The organism is Streptomyces coeruleorubidus (assembly GCF_008705135.1).
In the GTDB taxonomy this organism is placed as follows: Bacteria; Actinomycetota; Actinomycetes; order Streptomycetales; family Streptomycetaceae; genus Streptomyces; species Streptomyces coeruleofuscus.
On the sequence record NZ_CP023694.1, the window covers coordinates 2,431,409 to 2,453,387 of the forward strand.

The window sequence follows — 21,979 nt, forward strand, 5'->3', positions numbered from 1 at the left end:
GGTGGCCGGCGAGTCCTGGCCGGGGCCCTCGGTGGGCCGTGGCCGTACGCGTACGGTCCCGCGCCGCTCGGTCATGGTCACTGCTCGTACGGGATTTCGCTTGTGGTGAGGAAGGGTGCCGGGGCAGGATCCCGGCTCAACGGGTGGAAGAGGCTGACATGATCGACGGACCGTACTTCGTGGTGACGGTGCTGGGTGTGCTCGGGACCGGCCTGGTGGCCGGGGTGTTCTGTGGCTTCTCGACCTTCGTCATGCGAGGCCTCGCCACGCTGCCGCCCGCGCAGGGGGTCGCCGCGATGAACGCGATCAACGTGGCCGCCGTGACACCGCCCTTCATGGTCGTGTTCCTCGGGTCGGCCGTGCTGTGCGCGGTGATCGCCGTGGTGACGTTCGTGCTGTGGCCGGACGAGGGGACGGTGGAGCTGCTGGTGGGCAGCGCGCTGTACCTGTTCGGCTCGTTCGGGCTCACCATGGTCGCGAATGTGCCGCGCAACGACGCGCTGGCCGGGCTGGACCCAGTCTCGCCGGAGGCTGCCGCGTACTGGCCGGTGTATGTGCGCGAGTGGACGATGTGGAACCACGTCCGCACGGCCGCCTCGGCCGGTGCGGCGGTGGCGTACGTGCTGGCACTCACCTGAGCGCGACGGCAGACGCCGTCCCGCCCTCCTGCCGGCGTGACCGCCCCCCTGCGGGTGGGCCTCCGCGGACGTATCGTGGCCGGAAGGAGTGCCGCCCGACGACGCACGGCCTGTCACACGCGCACGCAAGGAAGACGGCCATGGCCGATCCCAAGGGTTTCATGACCACCCCCCGCCAGGAGTGGCCGCGCAGGCCCGTCGAGGAGCGGGTCCGGGACTGGGACGAGGTCTATGTCCCCGGGGCGCTGCTGCCGATCATCAGCAAGCAGGCCGACCGCTGCATGGACTGCGGCATCCCCTTCTGCCACGAGGCCTGCCCGCTGGGCAACCTCATCCCCGAGTGGAACGACCTGGTGTCGAGGGAGGACTGGCGGGCGGCCGCCGACCGGCTGCACGCCACGAACAACTTCCCGGAGTTCACCGGCCGGTTGTGCCCGGCGCCGTGTGAGGCGGGGTGTGTGCTGGCGATCAACCAGCCGGCCGTCACCATCAAGAACGTCGAGTGCGCGATCGCCGACCGGGCGTGGGAGGAGGGCTTCGCGCCGTCGAGGCCGCCGGACCGGCTGTCCGGCAAGACGGTCGCGGTGATCGGTTCGGGGCCCACCGGGCTGGCCGCGGCCCAGCAGCTGACCCGGGCGGGACACACGGTCGCCGTGTACGAGAGGGACGACCGGCTCGGCGGGCTGATGCGGTACGGCATCCCCGCGTTCAAGATGGAGAAGCACCATCTGGAGCGGCGGCTGGAGCAGATGCGGGCCGAGGGGACCAAGTTCCGTACGTCGACGGCGGTCGGGCGGGACATCAAGGCCGATGACCTGCGGACTCGTTACGACGCCGTGGTGCTCGCCACGGGGGCGACCGCGTGGCGTGAACTCGGCGTGACAGGACGGGAGCTGACGGGCATTCACCAGGCGATGGAGTACCTGCCGCTGGCCAACCGGGTGTGCGAGGGCGATCTGGAGACGTCCCCGCTGTCGGCCGCCGGGAAGCACGTCGTCATCGTCGGCGGCGGCGACACCGGGGCCGACTGCCTGGGCACGGCCGTCCGGGACGGCGCCGCGTCCGTGACCCAGTTGGACATCTACGCGCTGCCGGACACCGAGCGCGACGAGGACACCGAGCCCTGGCCGACCTATCCGGTGCGGGTCTACCGGCTGTCCGCCGCGCACGAAGAGGCCCGTGACCTGCGGACCGCCCCGGTGGCCGACGCGGACGCGCGGCTGTTCGCGGCGTCCACGCTGCGCTTCGACGGTGACGCGGCGGGCCATGTGCGGTCACTGCACCTGGTCGAGGTGGACGCGCGGCGCCGCCCGGTGGAAGGTACCGGGCGGACGCTCCCCGCCGACCTCGTGCTGCTCGCCCTAGGCTTCTCCGGGCCCGACCGGAAGGACGGGCTCGTCGACCAGCTGGGGCTGGACCTGGAACCCCGCGGCACGATCGCGCGTGACGCCGGTTTCGCCACGAACGTGCCCGGCGTGTTCGCCGCGGGGGATGCCGCCCGGGGCCAGTCGCTCATCGTCTGGGCGATCGCCGAGGGGCGGGCGGTGGCGGCGGCGGTCGACCGGTATCTGACGGGCAGTTCGAGGCTGCCGTCACCGATCGGACCGTACGACCGGCCCATGGCGGTCTAGGCATACGGCCGGTCCCCGGGGTGATCACCGCTCGTCCGTCCCCGCCACCTTCCCCGTCGACAGCGCCACCCGGTTCCAGGTGTTGATCGTGCAGATCAGGGCGAGGACCTGGGCCAGTTCGCGCTCGTCGAACAACGCGGCGGCCTCTGCGTAGACCTCGTCGGGGACACCCGCGTCGGCGACGAGCGTCAGCGCCTCCGTGAGGGCGAGCGCAGCCTGCTCGCGCTCGGTGAAGAAGTGCCGGGCCTCGCGCCACACGGCGACCATGTGCAGCCGGTCCTCGTTCTCGCCGGCCTTGCGGGCGTCGTTGGTGTGCATGTGCAGGCAGTACGCGCAGTGATTGAGGTGCGAGGCGCGGATCTGGATCAGTTCGATGAGGGCCGGGTCGAGGCCCTCGCGGGCGGCGGCGTCGAAGGCGACGAGGGCCCGGAAGGCCTTCGGGGCGGACTTGGCGAACTCCAGCCGGGGTGCCTTCACGTGCGTGCTGTTCGTGCTCGTGTGCGTCGTCATGTCCCTCAACCTACGAGCCGGAAAGACCCGCTGTAGGGTGCATTTCCATGGCGACTTCGTGGGTCAATTCCGCGGAACGGATCGGGTCCGACCTGCATCTGGAGCTGACCGGGCCGGGCGGCCGCCGCGCGGCGCTGATCCGCGCCCTGCGGGAGGCCGTACGCAGCGGGCGGCTCGCTCCGGGCGCTCGGCTGCCGCCGTACCGCTCGCTCGCGGCCGATCTCGGCGTCGCCCGCAACACGGTGGCCGACGCCTACGCGGAACTCGTCGCGGAGGGCTGGCTCACCGCCCGGCAGGGGTCGGGCACCCGGGTCGCGGAGCGCGCGGAGCCGCTGCGGCCCGCCGCCCGCGAGCCCCGGAAGGCGCCTCCACGCGCACGTGGACCCCGGCACGACCTGACGCAGGGCACGCCGGACGCCTCGTCGTTCCCGCGCACCGCTTGGCTGGCCTCCTACCGGAGGGCTCTCCAGCAGGCCCCCAACGAGGTGTTCGGCCCGGGTGATCCGGCCGGCCGGATCGAACTGCGGGAGGCGCTCACGGAGTACCTGGCACGCGCGCGTGGGGTGCGCACCGAGCCGGGCAGGATCGTGATCTGCTCCGGCTTCGCGCACGCGCTGCGGCTGCTGTTCGGAGGGGGCGTCCTGCGCGGTCCCCTGGCGGTGGAGGCGTACGGGCTCGGATTCCACCGGGAGGTCCTCACGGCGGCCGGTGTGCGGACCGTGCCCCTCCCCCTCGACGAACACGGCGCCCGGGTCGACCGGTTGGGGCGCGAGCGTGCCGTGCTGCTCACGCCGGCGCACCAGTTCCCGACCGGCGGCCCCCTGCACGCCGCGCGCCGGGCCGCCGTGATCGACTGGGCACGCGCGCGTGGCGGGCTGGTCCTGGAGGACGACTACGACGGGGAGTTCCGCTACGACCGCAAGCCGGTCGGCGCCGTCCAGGGCCTCGACCCCGAGCGCGTTGTGCACATCGGCTCGGTCAGCAAGAGCCTGTCGCCGGCGGTACGGCTGGGCTGGATGGTGCTCCCGGAGCGGTACGTCGACGCCGTCCTGGCCGCCAAGGGGGACCGGGAGGCGTGGGCGAGCGTCCTCGACCAGCTCAGCCTCGCGGACTTCGTCGTCTCCGGGGCGTACGACCGTCACGTACGGCGTATGCGGCAGCGGTACCGCGGCCGCCGGGACCGGCTCGTCGCGGCGCTCGCCGAGCACGCGCCGCACATCGAGGCCACCGGTGTCGCGGCCGGGCTGCACGCGGTGCTGCGGCTGCCGCCCGGCACCGAGGCGTCCGCGGTCAAGGCCGCCGCCTGGCAGGGCATCGCCCTCGACGGCCTCGCCGCGTTCCGGCACCCGGACACGGACATGGCGGCCGGCGACGGCCTCGTCGTGGGATACGCGACTCCCTCCGAGCATGCGTACGGGCCGGCCCTGGAGGCGCTGTGCCGTGCACTGCCGCCGCCGTGACCGGCCTGTGAAGCGCGTGGAACTACGGCTTGCGCGCGACCGCCCCGTACCCCGGAATCACCCCGTCGTCCTGCCCGGGTACGGGCTCGCCCAGTTCGGGGTGCCAGCGGTGGGGCACCTCGACGCCGGGCTCGACGAGGTCGAGGCCGTCGAAGAAGCGGGTGAACTCCGCGCGGGAGCGCAGGGCCAGGGTGACACCGGCGGCGCGGAGCTTCTCGGTGGCCGCCCTGGACTCCTCCGGTGTGAAGTCGGCCGTGGCGTGGGTGATGACCAGGTAGCTGCCGGAGGGCAGTTCGGCGAGCAGCCGGCGGACCAGGTCGTGGGCGCCGTCCTCGTCGGAGACGAAGTGCAGCAGCGCGATGAGTGACAGCGCGACGGGCCGGGTGAAGTCCAGGACCTTCCTCGCGCCCTCCAGGATGGCGTCCGGGTCGCGCACATCGGCCTGGAGGTACTCGGTCGCCCCCTGGTCCGTGCCGCGCAGCAGGGCCGCCGCGTGGGCCAGCACGATCGGGTCGTTGTCGCAGTAGACGACCCGGGCGTCGGGGGCGGTCTCCTGGGCGACCTGGTGGAGGTTGGGCTCGGTCGGGATGCCGGTGCCGATGTCCAGGAACTGCCGTACGCCGTTGCCCGCCAGCCAGCGTGTGGCGCGGTGCATGAACGCGCGGTTGACCCGCGCCATGACCGGCACCCTCGGGTCGAGGGTGAGCATCTGCCGGCCCATCTCCTCGTCGACCGGGTAGTTGTCCTTGCCGCCGAGGTACCAGTCGTACATCCGCGCCGGATGCGGTCTGCTCGTGTCGATCGCGACGGCCGAGGTGGGGTCCTGCCCGGTCATGAGGCACTCCATAAGACACAAGGGGTGATCAATTCAGCACCAGCGTAAGGAAGTTGAGCCACAGACAGCGGCAGAAAGCAGCAGAACGGGCGATCACATCAGGACAGGAGGAAGTCCGCCTCTCCCGCCTTCGCCCCTTCGATGAAGGCCGTCATCTCGTCCGTGGTGTAGATCAGCGCCGGACCGTCCGGGTCGGTGGACTGCCGCACGGCGATCCGGCCGTCGGCGAGCTTCATCGCCTCCAGGCAGTTCCCGCCGTTCCCCCCGCTCCACGGCTTGTGCCAGCCTTCGCTGCCCAAGTCGCGCGCGGGCATGCCGTTGTAGACGTGTTTGCGCGGCTTGATGCGATCCATTTACAGCTCCTTGCGGAGATCCCTGAGGATCTCCTTCGTGCGATGTGCCGTAGCGGCCTGCGCCGCCATGCGGTCCATGACCTCGAGGTGGGTCGCCACCTCGGCGCGCGCGTCGAGGTAGATCGCGCCGGTCAGGTACTCGCTGTAGACCATGTCCGGCAGTTCGGGCATGGCAAATCGGAACAGCACGAACGGCCCGTACGTGCCCGGGTGCGGCCCACTGGCGAACGGGGCGACCTGCAACGTCACGTTGGGCAGCTTCGTGGCCTCGAGCAGCCTGTCGATCTGGGCACGCATCACCTCCGGGCCGCCGACGGGGCGCCGCAGCACGGTCTCGTCCATCACGACCCACAGCCGGGGCGCGTCCTCACGGGTGAGCAGTTCCTGGCGCTGCATCCGCAGGGCGACATGGCCCTCGATGTCGTCGGGCCGCGTCTGGCCGATGGCGCCCGACCGGAGCACTCCGCGCGCGTAGTCCTCGGTCTGCAACAGCCCGGGGACGAAATGCGGTTCGTAGCTGCGGATGACCGCGGCCGCGCCCTCCAGGCTCACGTACATCGAGAACCAGCCGGGCAGGATGTCGTGGAAACGCTGCCACCAGCCGGGTTTGTTCGCTTCCTCGGCCAGCAGGACGAAGGCGTCGGCCTCCTCGTCGGAGATTCCGTAGGCCTTCAGGAGCAGTTGCATGTACGGGATTTTGAGCGCGACCTCGGCCATCTCCATGCGGCGGACCGTGGCGGGGGCGACGCGGAGGATGCGGGCGGCCTCCTCGCGCTTCAGCCCGGCGCGTTCCCGCAGGTCCAGCAGGCGCCGGCCGAGAACGACCTGGCCCACCGTCGGCGCGGACCGTGGTTCGCTCACGCTCCACCTCCACGAAGAGTTCTGACGAGCCGGCCACAAAAGAACGCTGACAGCCCGGCGGCGCCATGCGAAGACCGTTCCGAAGAGCTGGGTATCCGAACTCACGTTCCGAACAGACCTTCGACGATCTCAACTGGCGCCGCGCGACGTGCTGTTGCGAGCAGTGTGCCACGGCCTTCCAGACCGTCACACGGCACTCTGCAATTTTCAGAGTGACACTTGCCAAGTGTTCACGGCGGGGCGATAGTGGCAAGCGTGATTCCGTCCGCGCCCTTAGGAACAGACGCCGCCGCAGGCCCTTACGGCCTGGGTGCCACCTCGGAAGCAAGCCCCGTCGGGGCCGCTGCCGAGCGCCGGTTCCGTTTCGAGCTGGCCGCACATCCGGGTTCTCCCGCACAGGCCAGACGCCTGACGCGGGCCCGGCTGACCGGCTGGTCGGTGTGCGAGGACACCTGCGACAGCGCGGCCCTGGTGGTTTCCGAGCTGGTCACCAATGCCATCGTGCACACGGCGAGCACGCACATAGTGTGCGAGCTGCACGACGGCGACGACCTGGTGCGGATAGCCGTGCGTGACGAGGGCTGCGCCCCGGGCCAGCCCCACGCGGCCAGCCGCACCCGGCCCGAGGAGGAGCACGGGAGGGGACTGCTTCTCGTCGACGCCCTCTGCGACGCCTGGGGCGCCCATGAGCACGGCCCCGGGCTGCTGGTCTGGGCCGAGCTGCCGCGCACGGCGGATACCCCGGGCGAGGCGGCGGAGCCCCGGAACGACCTGGGTTGGGGCGCCCGTCCGAAGCCGGGGCCGTCCGACGACCCGGGCGACGGGGACGGAGCGGACCGGGCCCGCCACACGAAGGGCGCCCGGGAGGTTCCCCCGCAGGAGCGACGCCGACAGCGAGGGCCTGCATGAGTCCCGGGCGCGGTGGCCGCGTCCTGAACCTGGACACCCTGACCCGCCTCCGGCGCGGGCTGCGGACGACCGGGCCGGCACTGCGGCTGCCCGTCCCCGACGGCATGACCGCCCCGCTCGGCTGCGACGCGATCGCCGTACCCGCCCGTTTCGGCTCCCTGGTCTTGCCCCGGCTGCCCCGCGTGGGCTGCGTCTACGCCGACGAGACGCACTGGTGGTGGCTGGTGCCGTCCGACTCCGACCACGCCCTGGAGTGGCCCGCCCCGGCGCACTACGCCACCGGCGCGGTCGTCCCGGACACCCCCGAGCTCCCCGAACTGATCCACCGCCCGGACGGCAGGCTGCCGTACACCCCGCCGATACCGCTGTATCTCGCCCTGTGCCGCGTGACGGGGACCGCTCCGGCCTGGTCGCGCCCGGTCAGCGCGTAGGGTCCGGCGAGCTCGCCGGACACGGCTCGGCCGGGGTATACGCGCCCCCGCAGGGCATTGCTCGGCCTGGACGTACGCACCACCCGCCGGACACTGCCCGGCCAGGACATGCGCACCACCCGCCGGACACTGCTCGGCCAGGACATACGCACCACCCTTGTGACTCCGCGCCGTCCCACGCCTCCGCCGGTCGGGTCGTGCGCCCGCGCGCCTCCGGCGCCCCGGGCTGCGCCCTGCCCGGGCGGCCTCCGCCCCGCAATAGTGACCGTTCTCGTCCAGGAGCGGGGCACGAACAGGGAGGTCGGTCGACGGTGGCGAAGAAGCGGACCGCGCCGGAGGTGTCCGAGTCGGAGCGGCTGCTCTTCGGCGGACCGCTGCGCTACGACATGGGCTGGAACCAGCACGCCGACGCGTTCCTGGAGCTGAACTTCCGCGCCATGATCAGCCGGCTGCCGTCCCTGCTGGCGTCCAGCCTCCGGCTCGCCCGGCAGGCCGACCGGGGCGCCGCGCGGGTCGTGCTGGCCGCCGAGGCGGGCCGGGGCGTGGCGCAGGCGGTGGCGCTGCTCGCGGTCAACAGCGTGCTGGCACGGCTGATGGGCGGCGGCCCGATCGAGGACCGGCTGCGCGGCGCCGTCCCCGCGCTGGTCACCGTGGCCGCCGTGATGCTGCTCGCGGCGCTGCTGCGAGCCGTGAGCACCTACGCCACCGGACGGCTGGAGCCCAAGGTCGAGCGGGTGGCGACCGAGCAGTACCTGGAGCGGGCCGCGGCCGTCGAACTGGCCGCGATCGAGGACCACGCCTTCCACAAGCTGCTGGACACCGCGCAGTACGGGGCCGCCTCCGCCCGCCGGATGATCATGTACGGGACGCGTGTGATCAACGCGATGATCTCGCTCGTCGCGGCGGCCGGTGTCCTGACCGTGCTGCACCCGGCGCTCCTGCCGCTGCTGGTGACGATGACGCTGCCGAGCGCCTGGAGCGCGCTGACCGTGGCCCGGCGGCGCTACGAGTCCTTCCACGCCTGGGTGCAGCACGCCCGTGCGGGCCGGCTGATCGGCAATCTGCTGATCGAGCCGGAGGCGGCCCCCGAGATCCGGGTGCACGGGGTGGGCGCGTTCCTGCTGCGGCACTTTCGCGCGATGTCGGAGACGGCGGAGGCCGAGCAGGCCCGCCTGGCCCGGCTCGCCGCCCGTACCGGCCTGATCGCGGCGGCGTGGACAGGTCTGGCGACGGTGGCGACGTACGCGACGCTCGGCGGGCTGCTGCTGGCGGGCGCGATGGCCCTGTCGGTGGCGAGTACGGCCGTGATCGCGATCCGGACCGGCTCGCAGAGCCTCGACACGCTCGTCGTGGAGGTCAACGCGCTGCACGAGGAGGCCCTCTTCGTCGGCGATCTGCAACGGCTGTACACGGAGGCGGCACAGCGGGCCATCCCGGCGGGCGGCCGTCCGCTGCCGGAGGACCCGCGCGAGATCCGCTTCGAGAACGTCACGTTCCGTTACCCGGGCGACTCCGCACGCCCCGCTCTCGACGACGTGTCGCTCAGCCTTCCGCTGGGCCGGATCGTGGCACTGGTCGGCGAGAACGGCTCCGGCAAGACGACCCTGGTGAAGCTGCTCGCCGGGCTCTACACGCCGGAGAAGGGGCGGATCCTGTGGGACGGCGTGGACGCGGCGACCGCCGACCGGCACCGGCTGGCCGAGCGGATCGCGATGGTGGCGCAGGACTTCAAGCGGTGGCCGTTCACGGCCCGGGTGAACGTCGCCCTGGGGCGTACGTCGGCGCCGGTGTGCGAACAACGGCTGGCCGAGTCGATCGCCGAGGCCGGGGCCGAGACGGTGATCGCGGACCTGCCGCGCGGGCTGGACACGCTGCTCGCCCGCAACTTCAGCGGCGGGCACGAACTGTCGGGCGGCCAGTGGCAGCGGCTGGGCATCGCCCGGGCGGCCTACCGCAGGGGCCGCATCCTGATCGTGGACGAGCCGACGGCGGCCCTGGACGCCCGGGCCGAGCTGGAGGTCTTCGAGCGGATCCGCGCCCTGGCCGACAGCGGCCAGACGGTCGTACTGATCACGCACCGGCTGGCGTCCGTACGCCACGCGGATCTGGTGCACGTCCTGGACCAGGGCCGGCTTGTGGAGTCAGGGGCTCCGGAGGAGCTGCTGGCGACCGGCGGTCTCTACGCCGAGCTGTACGCCCTCCAGGCGGAGCAGTTCGCCAAGTCACCCACCACGGTCCAGCCGGTTCAGCCGGTTCCGAAGGTGCCGTCGCCGAAGGCGGGCTGAGCCAGCCCCCCTCGGTGCACGCGTCAGGCCACGGCGTCGGCACCGTCCGCGCTGCGCACGATCACCAGGAACATGTCCGTGGCGAGGTCCATGACGACCTCGGCAGGCAGGCCCTCCAGACGCCGCGCCTGCGCGAACTCCTCCGCCGGCCAGGAGCCACGCGGCCCACCGGCGGGAAAGCTCTCGAGCACCGTTCGCCCGTTCACCCTGCACCTCCATGTCGCGCTGTACTCGTAGAGTTAAACGCCAACCATGGGGTGAACGGCTCGCTAAGTGACGGTTCTGAGACGTAGTTGACACTCGTTCACCACCGAGTGTGACAAACCTCTCAGCCCTTTGGTCTACCTGTTCACTTTCCGTATCAGTCGTCGTACTCGTCGTGATACCGGATGTGCTCACTCCCCGCAGGTGCCCCAAGGGCCGACGCGCGCCCCTTGGGCTCCTCCCACTCCTCCTGGCGGCCCAGCGCGGTGAGGTCCAGCAGACTGGTGGTCGAGCCCAGGCCGTCGAGGCCGCGCTCGTACGTCGAGTAGGTGTGGAAGACCCGGTCACGGTCCCGCAGGAAGCAGCTGAGGCCGGGGCGCTCGACGAGCTCACCCTCGTGTTCGAGGGTCACCTCGAAGTCGTGGTTGAAGTCGCCGCCGTACGACGAGTACCAGGGCACCGTCCAGCCCATCCGCGCCTTGAACGGCAGGATCTTCGGATACGGCGCCCGGGACACGGCCGCGAACGACGTACCGCGGGCCTTGAGATGGGCGAGATGCCCTATTTGATCCAGGAACCCGGAGCAGCTGCGACAGCCGGCGTCCCACTCGGGCGCGAACATGAAGTGGTAGACGACGAGCTGGTGCCGGCCCTCGAACAGGTCGAGCAGGGTGGCCTTGCCGTCCCCGCCCTCGAACACGTACTCCTCGCCGACCTCCACCATGGGCAGTCCGCGCCGCTCGGCATTGAGCGCGTCCCGCGCGCGGGTGGCGGCCTTCTCCTTGACCAGCAGTTCCGCGCGCCACTGCCCGCGCGAGACGATCTCCGGAAGCGACATGGGCCCTCCTGTGGCAACGGTCCGTCCGTAGGTGGTGACCGGCGGGAGGGACGGAACTCATCGCTGCCATGGAGTCAGGTGTCGTAGTCCTGGATGCGCCGGCCGTGGCTGCGGTCGACGAGGGCGGGCAGGCGCTCCTCGAGTTCCCGTACCACCGCCGGCACATCGATCGTCAGCAGCCTCCGGTCGCGCATCAGGATCCGTCCGTCGACGATCGTGGTGCGGACGTCGGCGGAGCGGGCGCTGTGCACGAGGGTGGCGGCGAGGTCGTGGACGGGCTGGGTGTGCGGTCCGGTGAGGTCGACCAGGACGATGTCCGCCCGCCGCCCCGGCGCGATGCTGCCGACGCTGTCCCCCAGTCCCACGGCGCGGGCGCTCTGGAGGGTGGCGTGGTGCAGGGCCTGGCGGGAGGTCAGCCAGCGGGGGTCGCCCTCGGAGGACTTCTGGACCAGGGAGGTGAGGGCCATCGACTCCCACACGTCGAGGGAGTTGTTGGAGGCGGCACCGTCGGTGGCGAGCCCGACGTCGACGCCGATGTCGCGCAGGGCGCGGACCGGTGTGGTGTCGGGCCAGGCGAACTTGAGGTAGCCGCGGGGCGCGGTGGCGACGGCCGTACGACCGTCCGACCGCTCCAGCAAGGAGAGGTCGCTGTCGACGATGCCGGTGCCGTGGGCGAGGAGCAGGTCCGTGTGGAGGATGCCGGTGCGTTCCAGGACCTCGATCGGGGTCGCGCCGTGGCGGGCCAGGCTGGTCTCGGTCTGGTCGCGGTTCTCGGCGGCGTGGAGGTGCACGGGCAGGCCGTGTGTGCGGGCGAGCTCGGCCGTGGCGGCCAGGTCGGTGTCGTCGACCGTGTAGGGGGCGTGGGGCGCGAGCGCGGTGGTGATCCGGCCGTCGGCCGCGCCGCGGTGCCGGAGCGCGAACTCCAGTGATCGCTCCCGGCCTTCGGGGCCCTGCGAGGAGAAGAACGCCTCGCCGAGCAGCGCCCGCATGCCGGATTCCGCGACCACTCGCGCCACCGCGTCCATGGCGAAGTAGTGGTCTGCGAAGCAGGTGACGCCGGCGCGGATCATCTCGGCGCAGGCGAGCCGCGCCCCCAACTCGACGTCCTCCTCCGTGAGGTTGGACTCCACAGGCCACACGACGTCGTTGAACCACTCCTGCGTGGGCAGGTCCTCGGCGAGGCCGCGCAGCGCGACCATCGGCGCGTGCGTGTGACAGTTGATCAGACCGGGCAGGGCGACCTGGCCCCGGGCGTCGAGGCGCTCGGCGGCGGGCAGGTCCGCGACCCCGGCGGCGGTCGTCACCGCCTCGACGACGCCGTTGCGTACGACGATCGCGGCGTCCTCCTCGAACCCGATGCGCTCTTGATCGTCGTGCACGAGGACGGTACATGCGCTGATGATGAGGTCGGCGGGACTGTCCGCGGCAGAAGGCGTCACCGCGCCAACGTACGACGAGGTCGTGGGGCGGCATGAGCCGAACCGCACATCCCGTCGCGGCTCTGTCGCGGGGCGGGCCGGGGGAGCACCCTGGTCCCAGCATCCCGCCTGTCGGCTTCTGAAAGGAGCCCGGCATGCTCCTCGGCACCTGGAACCTGGAGAACCTCTACCGGCCCGGCGGCCCGTACGGCCCCGAGGACGAGGCCGCGTACGAGGTGAAGCTCGCCGCGCTCGCCGCCGTGATCACGGAACTCGACCCCACGCTGCTCGGCGTGCAGGAGGTCGGGGACCCCGAGGCCCTGAAGGACCTGGCGGGAATGCTCGACGACGACTGGCAGCTCGCCCTGTCCGAGCACGCGGACAGCCGGGGCATACGGGTCGGGTTCCTGAGCCGTACGGCCGTGACGGTGCTGGCCGACACGACGGCGTTCCCGGCGGAGCTGCGTCCCGTGCAGGTGGACGACTCGGGGGCGACGGTGACGCGGGCGGGTCGGGGCTTCCTCGCCGTGGAGGCCGGGGAGGCCGGGCACGGGCCGCTGCGGGTGGCCGTCTGTCACCTGAAGTCGAAGCTGCTGTCGTACCCGAACGACCGGTTCCAGCCGCGCGACGAGGGCGAACGGGCCCGGTACGGCGCCTACGCCCTGTACCGGCGGTCCGCCGAGGCGACGGCCCTGCGCGCCCTCGCGGACGAACTCCTCGACGGGGACGGGCAGGGCAGGGACGTGGCCGTACTGGGCGACCTCAACGACGAGATGCAGGCCGCGACCACACAGATCCTGCTCGGCCCGCCCGGCTCGGAGATCGGCACGCCGGGGTACGAGAAGGCCGACAAGGGTGACGCGACCCGGTTGTGGGACGTGGCCCCGCTCATCCCGCCCGGGCAGCGCTACTCCCGCGTGAACTCCGGGCGGCGCGAGCTGATCGACCATGTGCTGCTGAGCCACCGTCTGGTGCACCGGGTGACGGCGGCGGGCACGGGCCTGCCCGGCGAGGGCCCGCCCGGTCTGCCGTCGGTCGGCCCCGATCCGGCGGAGCGGCGGGGCGCGCCCGGGTCGGACCACGCGCCGGTGTGGGTGCGGATCGGGGGCTGAGCACCATCGATGTCCCCGAGCGCCTGACCTGGGCGGTGCGAATCCTCGACCCGGCACCCGACGACCGGGTGCTGGAGATCGGCTGCGGCCGGGGGGTCGCCGTCGCGCTGGTCCGCGACCGCCTCGTCACGGGCACCGTCACCGGCATCGACCGCTCCGCCAAGGCCGTCGAGGTGGCACGCCGCCGCAACAGCGACGCGCTCGCCACCGGAAGGGCCGCCTTCCACACCGTGCCGCTGGAGGACGCCGACTTCGCCACCGGTTCCTTCGACAGGATCCTGGCGGTCGATGTGAACCTCTTCTGGACCCGCCCGGCGGACCGGGAACTGGCCGCTCTGAGGCGCTGGCTGGCACCGGGAGGCCTGCTGTGCCTGTGCTGGGCACCGCCGGACGGGAAGCGGGCCGGGGAGATCGCCGCGAAGGTGGAGCCGGCGGTCGCGGGTCACGGGTTCGCGACCGAGGTGCGCCGGGCGGCGACCGCGCGGGGCGCCGCCCTCGTGGGCGTGCTGGGCAGGGCGGTGGTGCCGGGGCGGCTATCCGGCGAGGGGCGTCCCGGGAGGTCGTAGCCCCACCCGCTCCACCGGTCCGGCGAGTTCGTCGAGGAGGGCGGTGAGGCGCTCGGTGTGCTCGGGGCCGATCCGTCCCGTGTCGTCGAGGTGGACGGCGCAGGCGGTGGTGGTGTCGACGAGGCGTTCGAGGAGGTCGGCCACCTCGTCCGCGCCCTCGGTGTGCCGGGCGAGGGCGGGCAGTTCGTGCGCGGACAGGGAGATGGCCGTTCGGGCCTCGGCGAGGGTCCGGTAGGCCTCGCGGCGCAGGGTCCAGCGGGTGGCGCGGTCGTCGGAGGGGATGACGCGGCGCTCGGAGGCGGTGGCGCGGTGGTCGGAGGCGGTGGCGCGGTCGGTGACACGGCGCTCAGAGGCGGCGGCGCGGCGCTCGGACGGCGTGCCGGAGGTGCCGATGCGCGGGGTGTCGGCCTCGTCGAGGACGTGGGTGAGGTAGGCGTACGCGGCCTCGCTCGCCGCCGCGAGCCGGGCGCGCACTCCCCCGCCCCGCTGTCCCGGCATCGGCAGATGCCCGACGATCAGCACGATCGCGCAGGCCAGCAGCGTCTCGCCGATCCGCCCCATGGAGGCCTGCGGCTCGCCGCCGACCATGACCAGGGCGAGGACGAGGACGGTGACGACGGCCGTCTGGGCGGCGAAGTGCCGGGTGGCGACCGGGATGAGCGCTCCGCTGAGGGCGACGAGCGCGATGAGCCCTTCCGGCCGGGGCAGGACAACGGCGAATCCGGCGAAGAGGACCGCGCCGAGCACGGTGCCGGCGGCACGGTTCAGTACCCGCGAGGCCAGCGGCCCCAGGTCGGGCTTGACGAGGAAGACGGCGGTGGCCGGCAGCCAGTACCAGTGCTCGTGCTGCCCGTACCACTGGCCCTGGTGCAGGGCCTGGGCGGCCGCCGAACTGGCCCCGAAGCAGAGGGCGACACGCAGTCCGTACTCGCGTCCGGCGCTGCCGAAGGCGGCGCGCAGCCGGTCCCTGGGCGTACGGGGCCGGGTGTGCAGATCGCCGCCCCTGCCCTGGTCGAACACCTCGGCGGCGTGCAGGAGGGCGTCGTCGAGGGCGCGCAGCGCGGGCGCCGAGCGGGAGGGTGCGGGCAGCGGCCCGGTGTGGTTGTTGCCGCGTACGGCGGCGGCGAGCCGCCGGGGTCCTTCGGAGGCCCGCTCGGCGACGGCCTCTCCGGCCCACGCCAGCGCGGTGGCGGCCTCGGCGAGGGGCAGGGCGGCGGCGTACTGCGCGTGCAGCCGCCGCTCGGCGGAGGAGGAGGCGTACCGCCGCAGCCGGGGCCCGGCGAGGGCGTCCTGCGCGTGGTCGAGTGCGGCGGTGAGCGCGGCCCTGCGGCGGATGGCCTCGGGCCCGCCGACGGCGTCGAGCAGCTCGGCGACGGCGTCGTACACGCCGGCGACGGCCTTCCGCTCCCCGTCGAACCGGAAGTCCCCGGCGAGGGAGCCGGGCGTGGGCAGCGCGAGCCGGAGCACGAGCAGCCACCCGGCGCCCGCGACGTAGGCGAGCGCACGCTCCCAGCCCGGCTCCGGCAGCGGCATGCCCGCCCCGATCGCCGAGGCGACGAGCAGCTGTGTCCCGACGGCGGACGCGACGGGCCCGATCGCGCTGATGCTCCCGGCGACGAGCCCGACGAACGTGAGGATCCCGGTCAGCACGACCGCGCCGGTCTGCTGCCCGGCGTACGTCCCCACCACCAGCCCCAGGGCACCGCCCAGTGCGGGCACCCCGATGCGCTTGACGGAGACCCGCCGGCTCCCGGGCCGGTCGTTGATCCCGGCGAGCATGGCGGCGATGGCGGCGACGACCCCGAGCGAGGTACGCCCGACCTGCACGGCCACCAGCAGCAGCGGCCCCGCGGACAGGGCCCCCCGGGTCACCGCGCTCCAGGGCACCGGCCCCCGCTGAGCGCGCAGGGCGTGCGCGAGCCAGGGCGGCAACGCGGGCAGGACACGGCGGGACCGGGACACAGGGCTCCTGTCGACTTGTCGAGGGCAGGGGTGGGCCTTCGGGCGACGGTGGCCGGGCGGGGGTGTGGGTGCCCACAGTAGGCCGGGTTCCTGGAGGGAAGGTTGCCGGAACGTGACGGAGTCCGGGAAAGCCGGGTTCTTTATGAACGCAATCGCTCTATGAACCCGATCGCTCTATGAATCCAATCGCTCTATGAACGCAGTCGGCGACGGCCGTACCCGGTCAGTTCCGCGCTGCCTCCACGGCCCGGTTCAGGAGGGTCTCCACGTCGGTGATCCTCTGCGCGAGCTCGTCCGGAGCGCGGGTGAGGGTGCCCAGGAGCGCGTCCGCGTCACGCAGGCCCGCCCGTGCGACGAGGCCCTTCTCGTTCGTGACCCACTCCCCCCGCGCCGCCAGCACCGCATGCGCCGTCTGCGTCACGGCGACGGCGATCGCGCCCGCGGCCTGGGTGACCGCCCCCCTGGGCGCGTGGCCCGCCTTCGCGTAGGCGAGGGTGGCCGCGGCCATGCCGTGCCAGTGGGCCGGGGCGGTCTCGCGCAGGGCCGGCGGGTAGGCCGCGGGACGCGGCAGTTCGCCCCGCAGCACCTCGTTGATCGCGAGTTCGGCGGCGAGCAGGTACGTCGGGATGCCCGCCAGGTGGAACATCAGCGGCTCGACCCGGAAGCGGCCCTGCTCCGCTTCCGCCACCTCGTGTTCGACGACGTCGAGATCGCGGTAGTGCACGTCCACGCGCCGGCCGTCGACGGTCAGCCAGGCGCCGCCGTTGAAGACGCCGCCGCCCCACGCGCCGAGCTCGGAGACCTCGCCCTCCCAGCCGACCGCACGGAGGTCGTCCGGGTCGAATCCGCCCCGGTAGTAGACCGCCAGGTCCCAGTCGCTGTCCGGGCGTTCGGTGCCCTGGGCGCGGGAGCCACCCAGGGTGACGGCCCGGACGGCGGGGAGGGCGGCGAGGCGGTCGGCGGTGGTGTCGAGGAAGGTCTGGTCCGGGAGGGTGGGCACGGGCACGGCTCCTCGGCGGGCGGGTGACGGGGGTCTGGTGAAGCGTAGGGGGACGGCTCGGCCGGAGTGAAACGAAATACGGGTGCGTCCGCGCACCATGCCTCGCATGATCGGTGGGTTGCCCTCGGCCGCCCCCGTAGATCGGAGATCCCCGTGATCCAGCGAGTCACTGTCCCGAGCCTGTTTCCGCCGCCCGTCTACTCCCACGCCTCCGTCGTGGAAGCCGGCACCAGACTCGCGTTCCTCGCCGGTTCCGTTCCGCTGGACGCCGACGGCAAGCTCGTCGGTCCCGGAGACCCCGTGCGGCAGGCCGAGCAGGTGATCGACAACCTTCGCGAGCAACTGCGCGCGGTCGGCAGCGACCTGGCGCACGTCGTGGTGACCGAGGTGTACGTGGTCAGCGGTGAACCGGCGACGCTGTCCGCCGTCTGGGACGTCGTCGAGGCGTCCGGGCTCAGTGCCGGTCCGCACTCGTCGACGCTGATCGGCGTGGCGTGCCTCGGATACACGGGACAGCTGGTGGAGATTACGGCGACAGCGGTCGTGCCCGGCGAGCCGCCGGCCTGAGGCCTGAGGAGAACGCCATGTTGATCGAGCACCGCGGGCGGCGCCCCGTCGTCCCCGAGTCCGCGTACGTCGCCCCGACGGCCGTCCTGTGCGGGGCCGTCGTCCTCGGTGAGCGCAGCCGGGTGCTGCACGGGGCCGTGCTCACCGCCGAGGACGGGGAGGTGCGGGTGGGCTCGGACGTCGTCGTCATGGAGAACGCGCTGGTGCGGGGGCGGGCCCGGCATCCCGCGGTGATCGGTGACGCCGTGCTCGTCGGCCCGCACGCCCATGTCAACGGGGCGACGCTGGAGGACGAGGTCTTCGTGGCGACCGGCGCCTGCGTCTTCCCGGGCGCCGTCGCGAGCGCCGGGTCCGAACTGCGGATCCACAGCGTGCTGCACGTCAACTCCGTGCTGCCGCCCGGCACCGTCCTGCCCATCGGCTGGATCGCGGCGGGAGCGCCCCGGGCCCGGCTCTTCGCCCCCGGCGAGCATGACGAGCTGTGGCAGGTGCAGGAGGCGCTGGACTTCCCCGGCACGGTGTACGGCATCCCGCGCGGCACCTCGATGCGGGAGGTGATGGCCCGCCAGGTGCGGCTCTACGGCGCCCATCGCGACGACGTCACACTCGACGGCCCCTCATGAGTCAGTGCCGTTCGGGCCGCCCCCACACCCTCCGTTTCGCCGGCGGCTCGGCGTAGCTCCCCGCCCGGCTCGTCGTCAGCCCCAGCGCCACCAGCGACTCCGCCAGTTTGACCGCCGCGGCGACTCCGTCGACGACCGGCAGGCCCAGTTTCTCCCCGACCACCCGCTGCAACCCCGTCATGCCGGCGCAGCCCAGTACCAGCACCTCTGCCCCGGCCGCGCACGCCCGCTCGGCGGCGGCCAGGAACGCCGTCTCGGTGCGCTCGTCGTCGCCGAGGTCGAGCACGTTCAGGCCCGTGCCGACGATCGCGGTGCAGTTCCGCGCCACGCCCGCCGTCTCCAGGCTGTCCTCGATCTGGCCGACGGACCTGGCCAGCGTGGTGACGACGCCGTAGCGGCGGCCCAGCAGGCAGGCCAGATGCGCCGCCGCCTCGGTGATGTCGACGACCGGTACGCCCACCAGTTCCCGGACGCCCTCGCGCCCGTGCTCCCCGAAGCCGGCCATGACGACGGCGTCGTAGGGCGGTCCGTCGTACGTCCGCAGCGTGTCCAGGACGGCGGCGGCGGACAGGTAGCTGTCGAGCCAGCCCTCCGCGGACTCCGGCCCCCACCGGGGGGTCAGTCCGGTCACGGTGGTGCCCGGGCCTGCGGCGGCCCGGGCACCTCGTACGATCTCCTCGGTCATCTCCTGCGTGGTGTTGCAGTTGGTGACGACGATCCGCACGTCTCTCAGACCTCCACGGCCACGCGCTCGGCGGCACGTTCGCTGCGGCACAGGACCGCGTACAGCCCGGCCGCGAGGGCCGTGCCGATGAACCAGGAGTACGGCGCCACGTCGCTGAAGTCCTTCACCAGCGCGAGCACCGCCGCGACACCCGCCGCCGGCAGGAAGGCCCACAGCGCCTTGGGGTTGACGCCCTTGCGGTAGTGGTAGCGGGAGCCGGGGGTGGCGTCGAACAGTTCGTCCACGTTCACGCGGCCGCGCTTGACCCAGTAGTAGTCGAGCATGATCACGCCGAACAGCGGGCCGAGGAAGGCACCGAGGCCGCCGAGGAAGTAGTTCACGACGGTCGGGTTGGAGAAGAGGTTCCAGGGCGTGACGAGCAGGGCCGCGACCGTGCTGATCATGCCGCCGACCTTGAAGGTGATCTTCTGCGGCCAGACGTTGGCGAGGTCGTACGCCGGCGAGACGAAGTTGGCGACGATGTTGACGCCCATGGTGGCGATGGCGAAGGTCAGCGCGCCCAGCACCAGCACCCACGTGTTGCCGATCTCGGCGACGAGGTAGGCCGGGTCCGTGATCTCCTTGCCGAACACCTCGAACGCGCCCGCCGTGACGATGACCGACACGATCACGAAGGCTGTGGAGTTGACGGGCAGGCCCCAGAAGTTGCCGCGCCTGACCGACTTGTAGTCGGGCGAGAAGCGGGAGAAGTCGCAGAAGTTGAGCATCAGGGTGCCGTACGTGGCGAGGACCAGCCCGATCGCGCCGAACCACTGGCGCCACTGCTCGCCCACGGAGACCGGATGCGGGGTGGAGGTGAGCGAGATCGTCCAGCCGGCCTTGGCGAGGATCCACACGGCCAGCGCGATCATCACGAGCCAGATCGCCGGACCGCAGAAGTCCTGGAACTTGCGGACCGATTCCATGCCCCGGCTGATGATCGCCGCCTGGACCAGCCACAGCGCGATGAAGGAGACCCAGCCGAGCGCGTCCAGTCCGAGGAACGAGTTGTGCGTCCACGACTCCAGGCCGGGCCAGGCCGCGAGCAGCATCACGTTGACGGCGACAGAGGCAAGGTAGGTCTGGATGCCGTACCACATGATGGCGATCACGGCCCTGATCAGCGCCGGGATGTTGGCGCCCCAGACGCCGAAGGCGATACGGCTGACGACCGGGAAGGGGACGCCGTGGCGCTGCCCGATCTTCCCCATCCAGTTCATGCCGATGTAGATGATCACGAAGCCGACGAGCAGGGACGTGAAGATCTGCCAGACGTTCATGCCCAGGAAGAGCAGCCCGGCGGCGAAGGTGTAGTTGCCGAGGTTGTGGACGTCGGACATCCACATGGCGAAGAGGTCGAAGACCTTCCAGTTGCGCTTCTTCGCGGGCGCGAGGTCTTCGTTGGTGAGCCGGGGATCGGGGACGAACGCTGGGGTGCCGGGGGGTGCGGCACGGTCGGCGAGGGACACGGGGGCCTCCATGAGCAAGGGGACGAAGGAGGACTGCTCTGCGAGGGTTTGGTATACCAAACTGCGCACATGGTCTCGCCGTCAACCGTTCTGACCGATGTCCCTCTTGTTAACGCTCCGTAAAAGAGGCTCCGCGTCGGCGAGGATGGGTTCCATGACGAAGATCGAACCCCTCGGAGCGGTGCGCGAACGCGTCACGGCGGACCTGCGGCAGGAGATCATCGCGGGCAGCCTCCGTCCCGGCGACCGCCTGGTCGAACGTGAGCTGGCGGAACGCTTCGGTGTCTCGCGCGTTCCCGTCCGGGAGGCGATCCGGGCGCTCGTCGCCGAGGGCTTCGTCCACTTCGAGACGCCCCGCCGCACGGTCGTACGCCGACTCACCCCGAACGACGTCAAGGAACTGTTCGAACTGCGCGAGGCTCTGGAGGTCTACGCCGCCGGACTCGCCGCGTCCCGCGCGACACCGCAGGACCTGGCCGAGGTCCAGGAGCTCCTCGACCGCGCGGCCGCCGCCACCGAGGCCGGGGACGCCGAGCTGATCACGGACCTCAACAGCCGCCTGCACGACCGCATCGTGGCAATGGCCGGCAACAGCCTGCTGACCGAGGCCCTGGAACCGGTCGCCGGCCGGCTGCGCTGGATGACCCGGCGCAACGAGGAGTGGCCCCAGCTCCTCGTGGAGCACCGCGAGCTGTACGAGGCGATCGCCTCGGGCGACCCCGACCGGGCACGCACACACGCGCTCACGCACGTACGGACCAACTACCGCTCCACGGTGCGGCATCTGTTTGAAGAGGAGCACCTCCCGGACATCCCCTAGCCCTCTTCCAGCCCTCTTCAGTCGGCGGTCGTCGGCAACTCCGCCGCCCGCGCGGCCGTCCGCAGGACATCGCGCAGCATCACCGGGGTGAGCCGGCCGGTGAAGGTGTTGCGCTGGCTGACATGGAAGCAGCCGAAGAGCTCGAGGCCGTCCAGGCGGAACCGGGCGCCGTGGCCGAAGGCGGGCCGCGGCCGGGGCACGGACCAGCCCGCCTCGGCGAACGCGGGCAACGCGGCCTGCCAGCCGAAGGCGCCGAGCACGACCACGGCCCGCAGCGTCGGACGCAGCAGCCGCAGTTCCTGCACGAGCCAGGGGCGACAGGTGTCCCGCTCCTGAGGAGTGGGCTTGTTCGCGGGCGGTGCGCAGTGCACGGGCGAGGTGACGCGCACGCCGTACAGCTCCAGGCCGTCGTGGGCGTGCTCGGCGGTGGGCCGGGACGCGAGGCCTACGTCGTACAGCGCCTCGTACAGGACGTCCCCCGAGCGGTCGCCGGTGAACATCCGGCCAGTGCGGTTGCCGCCGTGGGCGGCGGGGGCCAGTCCGACGATCAGCAGCCGGGCGTCCTCCGGTCCGAACCCGGGCACCGGCCGCCCCCAGTACGTCCAGTCCGCATAGGCGGCTCGCTTGACCCGGGCCACCTCCTCCCGCCAGGAGACCAGCCGCGGGCAGGCCCGGCAGTCCGTGATGCGCCGGTCGAGGAGAGGGAGACCGCTGGCGTCCATCACTCCACGGTAGGCCCAGCGGGATCGTGGTCGTCGGAGGG

The 21,979-nt window shown here is 72.3% G+C and carries 23 protein-coding genes; 11 read left to right on the forward strand and 12 right to left on the reverse strand.

The annotated features are described in order from the left end of the window. Positions 1-158: 158 nt before the first annotated feature. A complete protein-coding gene (locus tag CP976_RS11330) occupies positions 159-638 on the forward strand; it encodes an anthrone oxygenase family protein (RefSeq protein ID WP_150480237.1) in 480 nt (159 codons plus the stop codon). 140 nt (positions 639-778) lie between these two features. Further along, positions 779-2,269 carry a glutamate synthase subunit beta gene (locus CP976_RS11335; protein WP_150480238.1) on the forward strand — a complete coding sequence of 497 codons (1,491 nt, stop codon included), beginning with the start codon at positions 779-781 and terminating at the stop codon, positions 2,267-2,269. Positions 2,270-2,293: 24 nt separating this feature from the next. Here the strand turns inward: CP976_RS11335 and CP976_RS11340 are convergent, their stop codons facing one another. Then, entirely contained in the window at positions 2,294-2,779 is a 486-nt protein-coding gene (locus CP976_RS11340; protein WP_150480239.1) for a carboxymuconolactone decarboxylase family protein, read from the reverse strand. A 47-nt stretch (positions 2,780-2,826) separates the two neighbouring features. Between CP976_RS11340 and pdxR the strand changes: the two genes are divergently transcribed. Next, positions 2,827-4,239 carry a MocR-like pyridoxine biosynthesis transcription factor PdxR gene (gene pdxR / locus CP976_RS11345; protein WP_150480240.1) on the forward strand — a complete coding sequence of 471 codons (1,413 nt, stop codon included), beginning with the start codon at positions 2,827-2,829 and terminating at the stop codon, positions 4,237-4,239. Positions 4,240-4,261: 22 nt separating this feature from the next. Here the strand turns inward: pdxR and CP976_RS11350 are convergent, their stop codons facing one another. The 3 genes from CP976_RS11350 to CP976_RS11360 all read right to left on the reverse strand — a co-directional run bounded on the left by CP976_RS11350 (position 4,262) and on the right by CP976_RS11360 (position 6,288). Continuing rightward, complete coding sequence (locus tag CP976_RS11350; RefSeq protein WP_150480241.1) at positions 4,262-5,074, reverse strand: SAM-dependent methyltransferase; 813 nt, start codon at positions 5,072-5,074, stop codon at positions 4,262-4,264. 98 nt (positions 5,075-5,172) lie between these two features. Next, entirely contained in the window at positions 5,173-5,427 is a 255-nt protein-coding gene (locus tag CP976_RS11355) for a DUF397 domain-containing protein (protein WP_020277664.1), read from the reverse strand. Continuing rightward, on the reverse strand, positions 5,428-6,288 hold the full coding sequence (locus tag CP976_RS11360) for a helix-turn-helix domain-containing protein (RefSeq protein ID WP_150480242.1): 861 nt from the start codon (positions 6,286-6,288) through the stop codon (positions 5,428-5,430). A 246-nt stretch (positions 6,289-6,534) separates the two neighbouring features. Here CP976_RS11360 and CP976_RS11365 point away from each other — a divergent pair, with 246 nt between their 5' ends. From CP976_RS11365 to CP976_RS11375, 3 genes are all read left to right on the forward strand, one after another. Next, positions 6,535-7,197: an ATP-binding protein gene (locus tag CP976_RS11365; protein WP_229875809.1), complete on the forward strand. Its 663-nt coding sequence runs from the start codon at positions 6,535-6,537 to the stop codon at positions 7,195-7,197. Then, entirely contained in the window at positions 7,194-7,628 is a 435-nt protein-coding gene (locus CP976_RS11370) for a hypothetical protein (protein ID WP_150480244.1), read from the forward strand. The genes CP976_RS11365 and CP976_RS11370 overlap by 4 nt, the downstream gene beginning before the upstream one ends. A gap of 311 nt (positions 7,629-7,939) precedes the next feature. Next, the gene (locus CP976_RS11375) at positions 7,940-9,913 is read left to right on the forward strand and encodes an ABC transporter ATP-binding protein (protein ID WP_150480245.1); all 1,974 of its coding nucleotides are present in this window, start codon (positions 7,940-7,942) and stop codon (positions 9,911-9,913) included. Between the two features lie 23 nt (positions 9,914-9,936). Here CP976_RS11375 and CP976_RS11380 read toward each other — a convergent pair whose 3' ends face one another. The 3 genes from CP976_RS11380 to CP976_RS11390 all read right to left on the reverse strand — a co-directional run bounded on the left by CP976_RS11380 (position 9,937) and on the right by CP976_RS11390 (position 12,394). Then, on the reverse strand, positions 9,937-10,119 hold the full coding sequence (locus CP976_RS11380; RefSeq protein WP_150480246.1) for a hypothetical protein: 183 nt from the start codon (positions 10,117-10,119) through the stop codon (positions 9,937-9,939). Positions 10,120-10,274: 155 nt separating this feature from the next. Beyond that, positions 10,275-10,955, reverse strand: a complete 681-nt coding sequence (locus tag CP976_RS11385) for a DUF899 domain-containing protein (protein WP_150480247.1) — start codon at positions 10,953-10,955, stop codon at positions 10,275-10,277. 74 nt (positions 10,956-11,029) lie between these two features. Next, the gene (locus CP976_RS11390) at positions 11,030-12,394 is read right to left on the reverse strand and encodes an amidohydrolase (RefSeq protein WP_150480248.1); all 1,365 of its coding nucleotides are present in this window, start codon (positions 12,392-12,394) and stop codon (positions 11,030-11,032) included. A 134-nt stretch (positions 12,395-12,528) separates the two neighbouring features. Here CP976_RS11390 and CP976_RS11395 point away from each other — a divergent pair, with 134 nt between their 5' ends. Continuing rightward, positions 12,529-13,485 (forward strand): endonuclease/exonuclease/phosphatase family protein, encoded by a 957-nt coding sequence (locus tag CP976_RS11395; RefSeq protein ID WP_150480249.1) that lies wholly within the window; start codon positions 12,529-12,531, stop codon positions 13,483-13,485. Continuing rightward, on the forward strand, positions 13,464-14,051 hold the full coding sequence (locus CP976_RS11400; protein ID WP_150480250.1) for an SAM-dependent methyltransferase: 588 nt from the start codon (positions 13,464-13,466) through the stop codon (positions 14,049-14,051). The genes CP976_RS11395 and CP976_RS11400 overlap by 22 nt, the downstream gene beginning before the upstream one ends. Here CP976_RS11400 and CP976_RS11405 read toward each other — a convergent pair. Both CP976_RS11405 and CP976_RS11410 read right to left on the reverse strand, forming a co-directional pair. Next, positions 14,019-16,013, reverse strand: a complete 1,995-nt coding sequence (locus tag CP976_RS11405; RefSeq protein ID WP_167537323.1) for an FUSC family protein — start codon at positions 16,011-16,013, stop codon at positions 14,019-14,021. The two genes, CP976_RS11400 and CP976_RS11405, sit on opposite strands and share 33 nt — an antisense overlap. 223 nt (positions 16,014-16,236) lie before the next feature. Further along, positions 16,237-17,013, reverse strand: a complete 777-nt coding sequence (locus CP976_RS11410) for a nucleotidyltransferase family protein (protein WP_373304879.1) — start codon at positions 17,011-17,013, stop codon at positions 16,237-16,239. Between the two features lie 153 nt (positions 17,014-17,166). On the opposite strand from CP976_RS11410, the gene CP976_RS11415 reads away from it, so the two are divergent. Together CP976_RS11415 and CP976_RS11420 are read left to right on the forward strand one after the other, a co-directional pair. After that, entirely contained in the window at positions 17,167-17,580 is a 414-nt protein-coding gene (locus CP976_RS11415; protein WP_150480252.1) for a RidA family protein, read from the forward strand. 17 nt (positions 17,581-17,597) lie between these two features. Beyond that, positions 17,598-18,203, forward strand: coding sequence for a gamma carbonic anhydrase family protein (locus CP976_RS11420; protein WP_150480253.1), 606 nt, complete (start codon positions 17,598-17,600; stop codon positions 18,201-18,203). 1 nt (position 18,204) lies between these two features. On the opposite strand, the gene CP976_RS11425 is transcribed toward CP976_RS11420, so the two are convergent. Beyond that, entirely contained in the window at positions 18,205-18,927 is a 723-nt protein-coding gene (locus CP976_RS11425) for an aspartate/glutamate racemase family protein (protein WP_150480254.1), read from the reverse strand. Between the two features lie 5 nt (positions 18,928-18,932). Beyond that, a complete protein-coding gene (locus tag CP976_RS11430; RefSeq protein ID WP_150480255.1) occupies positions 18,933-20,396 on the reverse strand; it encodes an NCS1 family nucleobase:cation symporter-1 in 1,464 nt (487 codons plus the stop codon). Between the two features lie 145 nt (positions 20,397-20,541). Here CP976_RS11430 and CP976_RS11435 point away from each other — a divergent pair, with 145 nt between their 5' ends. Further along, on the forward strand, positions 20,542-21,216 hold the full coding sequence (locus CP976_RS11435; RefSeq protein WP_150480256.1) for a GntR family transcriptional regulator: 675 nt from the start codon (positions 20,542-20,544) through the stop codon (positions 21,214-21,216). A 17-nt stretch (positions 21,217-21,233) separates the two neighbouring features. Here CP976_RS11435 and CP976_RS11440 read toward each other — a convergent pair whose 3' ends face one another. After that, positions 21,234-21,938 carry a uracil-DNA glycosylase gene (locus CP976_RS11440; protein ID WP_190146942.1) on the reverse strand — a complete coding sequence of 235 codons (705 nt, stop codon included), beginning with the start codon at positions 21,936-21,938 and terminating at the stop codon, positions 21,234-21,236. Between the last annotated feature and the right edge of the window lie 41 nt (positions 21,939-21,979).

Excerpts from the sequence above, each read along its gene's own strand:
- CP976_RS11435 (WP_150480256.1), top strand. The coding sequence starts at position 20,542 with ATGGGTTCCATGACGAAGATCGAACCCCTCGGAGCGGTGCGCGAACGC.
- CP976_RS11340 (WP_150480239.1), bottom strand. The coding sequence starts at position 2,779 with ATGACGACGCACACGAGCACGAACAGCACGCACGTGAAGGCACCCCGG.
- CP976_RS11350 (WP_150480241.1), bottom strand. The coding sequence starts at position 5,074 with ATGACCGGGCAGGACCCCACCTCGGCCGTCGCGATCGACACGAGCAGA.
- CP976_RS11385 (WP_150480247.1), bottom strand. The coding sequence starts at position 10,955 with ATGTCGCTTCCGGAGATCGTCTCGCGCGGGCAGTGGCGCGCGGAACTG.
- CP976_RS11440 (WP_190146942.1), bottom strand. The coding sequence starts at position 21,938 with ATGGACGCCAGCGGTCTCCCTCTCCTCGACCGGCGCATCACGGACTGC.
- CP976_RS11370 (WP_150480244.1), top strand. The coding sequence starts at position 7,194 with ATGAGTCCCGGGCGCGGTGGCCGCGTCCTGAACCTGGACACCCTGACC.
- CP976_RS11420 (WP_150480253.1), top strand. The coding sequence starts at position 17,598 with ATGTTGATCGAGCACCGCGGGCGGCGCCCCGTCGTCCCCGAGTCCGCG.
- CP976_RS11330 (WP_150480237.1), top strand. The coding sequence starts at position 159 with ATGATCGACGGACCGTACTTCGTGGTGACGGTGCTGGGTGTGCTCGGG.
- CP976_RS11395 (WP_150480249.1), top strand. The coding sequence starts at position 12,529 with ATGCTCCTCGGCACCTGGAACCTGGAGAACCTCTACCGGCCCGGCGGC.
- CP976_RS11355 (WP_020277664.1), bottom strand. The coding sequence starts at position 5,427 with ATGGATCGCATCAAGCCGCGCAAACACGTCTACAACGGCATGCCCGCG.
- CP976_RS11335 (WP_150480238.1), top strand. The coding sequence starts at position 779 with ATGGCCGATCCCAAGGGTTTCATGACCACCCCCCGCCAGGAGTGGCCG.
- pdxR (WP_150480240.1), top strand. The coding sequence starts at position 2,827 with ATGGCGACTTCGTGGGTCAATTCCGCGGAACGGATCGGGTCCGACCTG.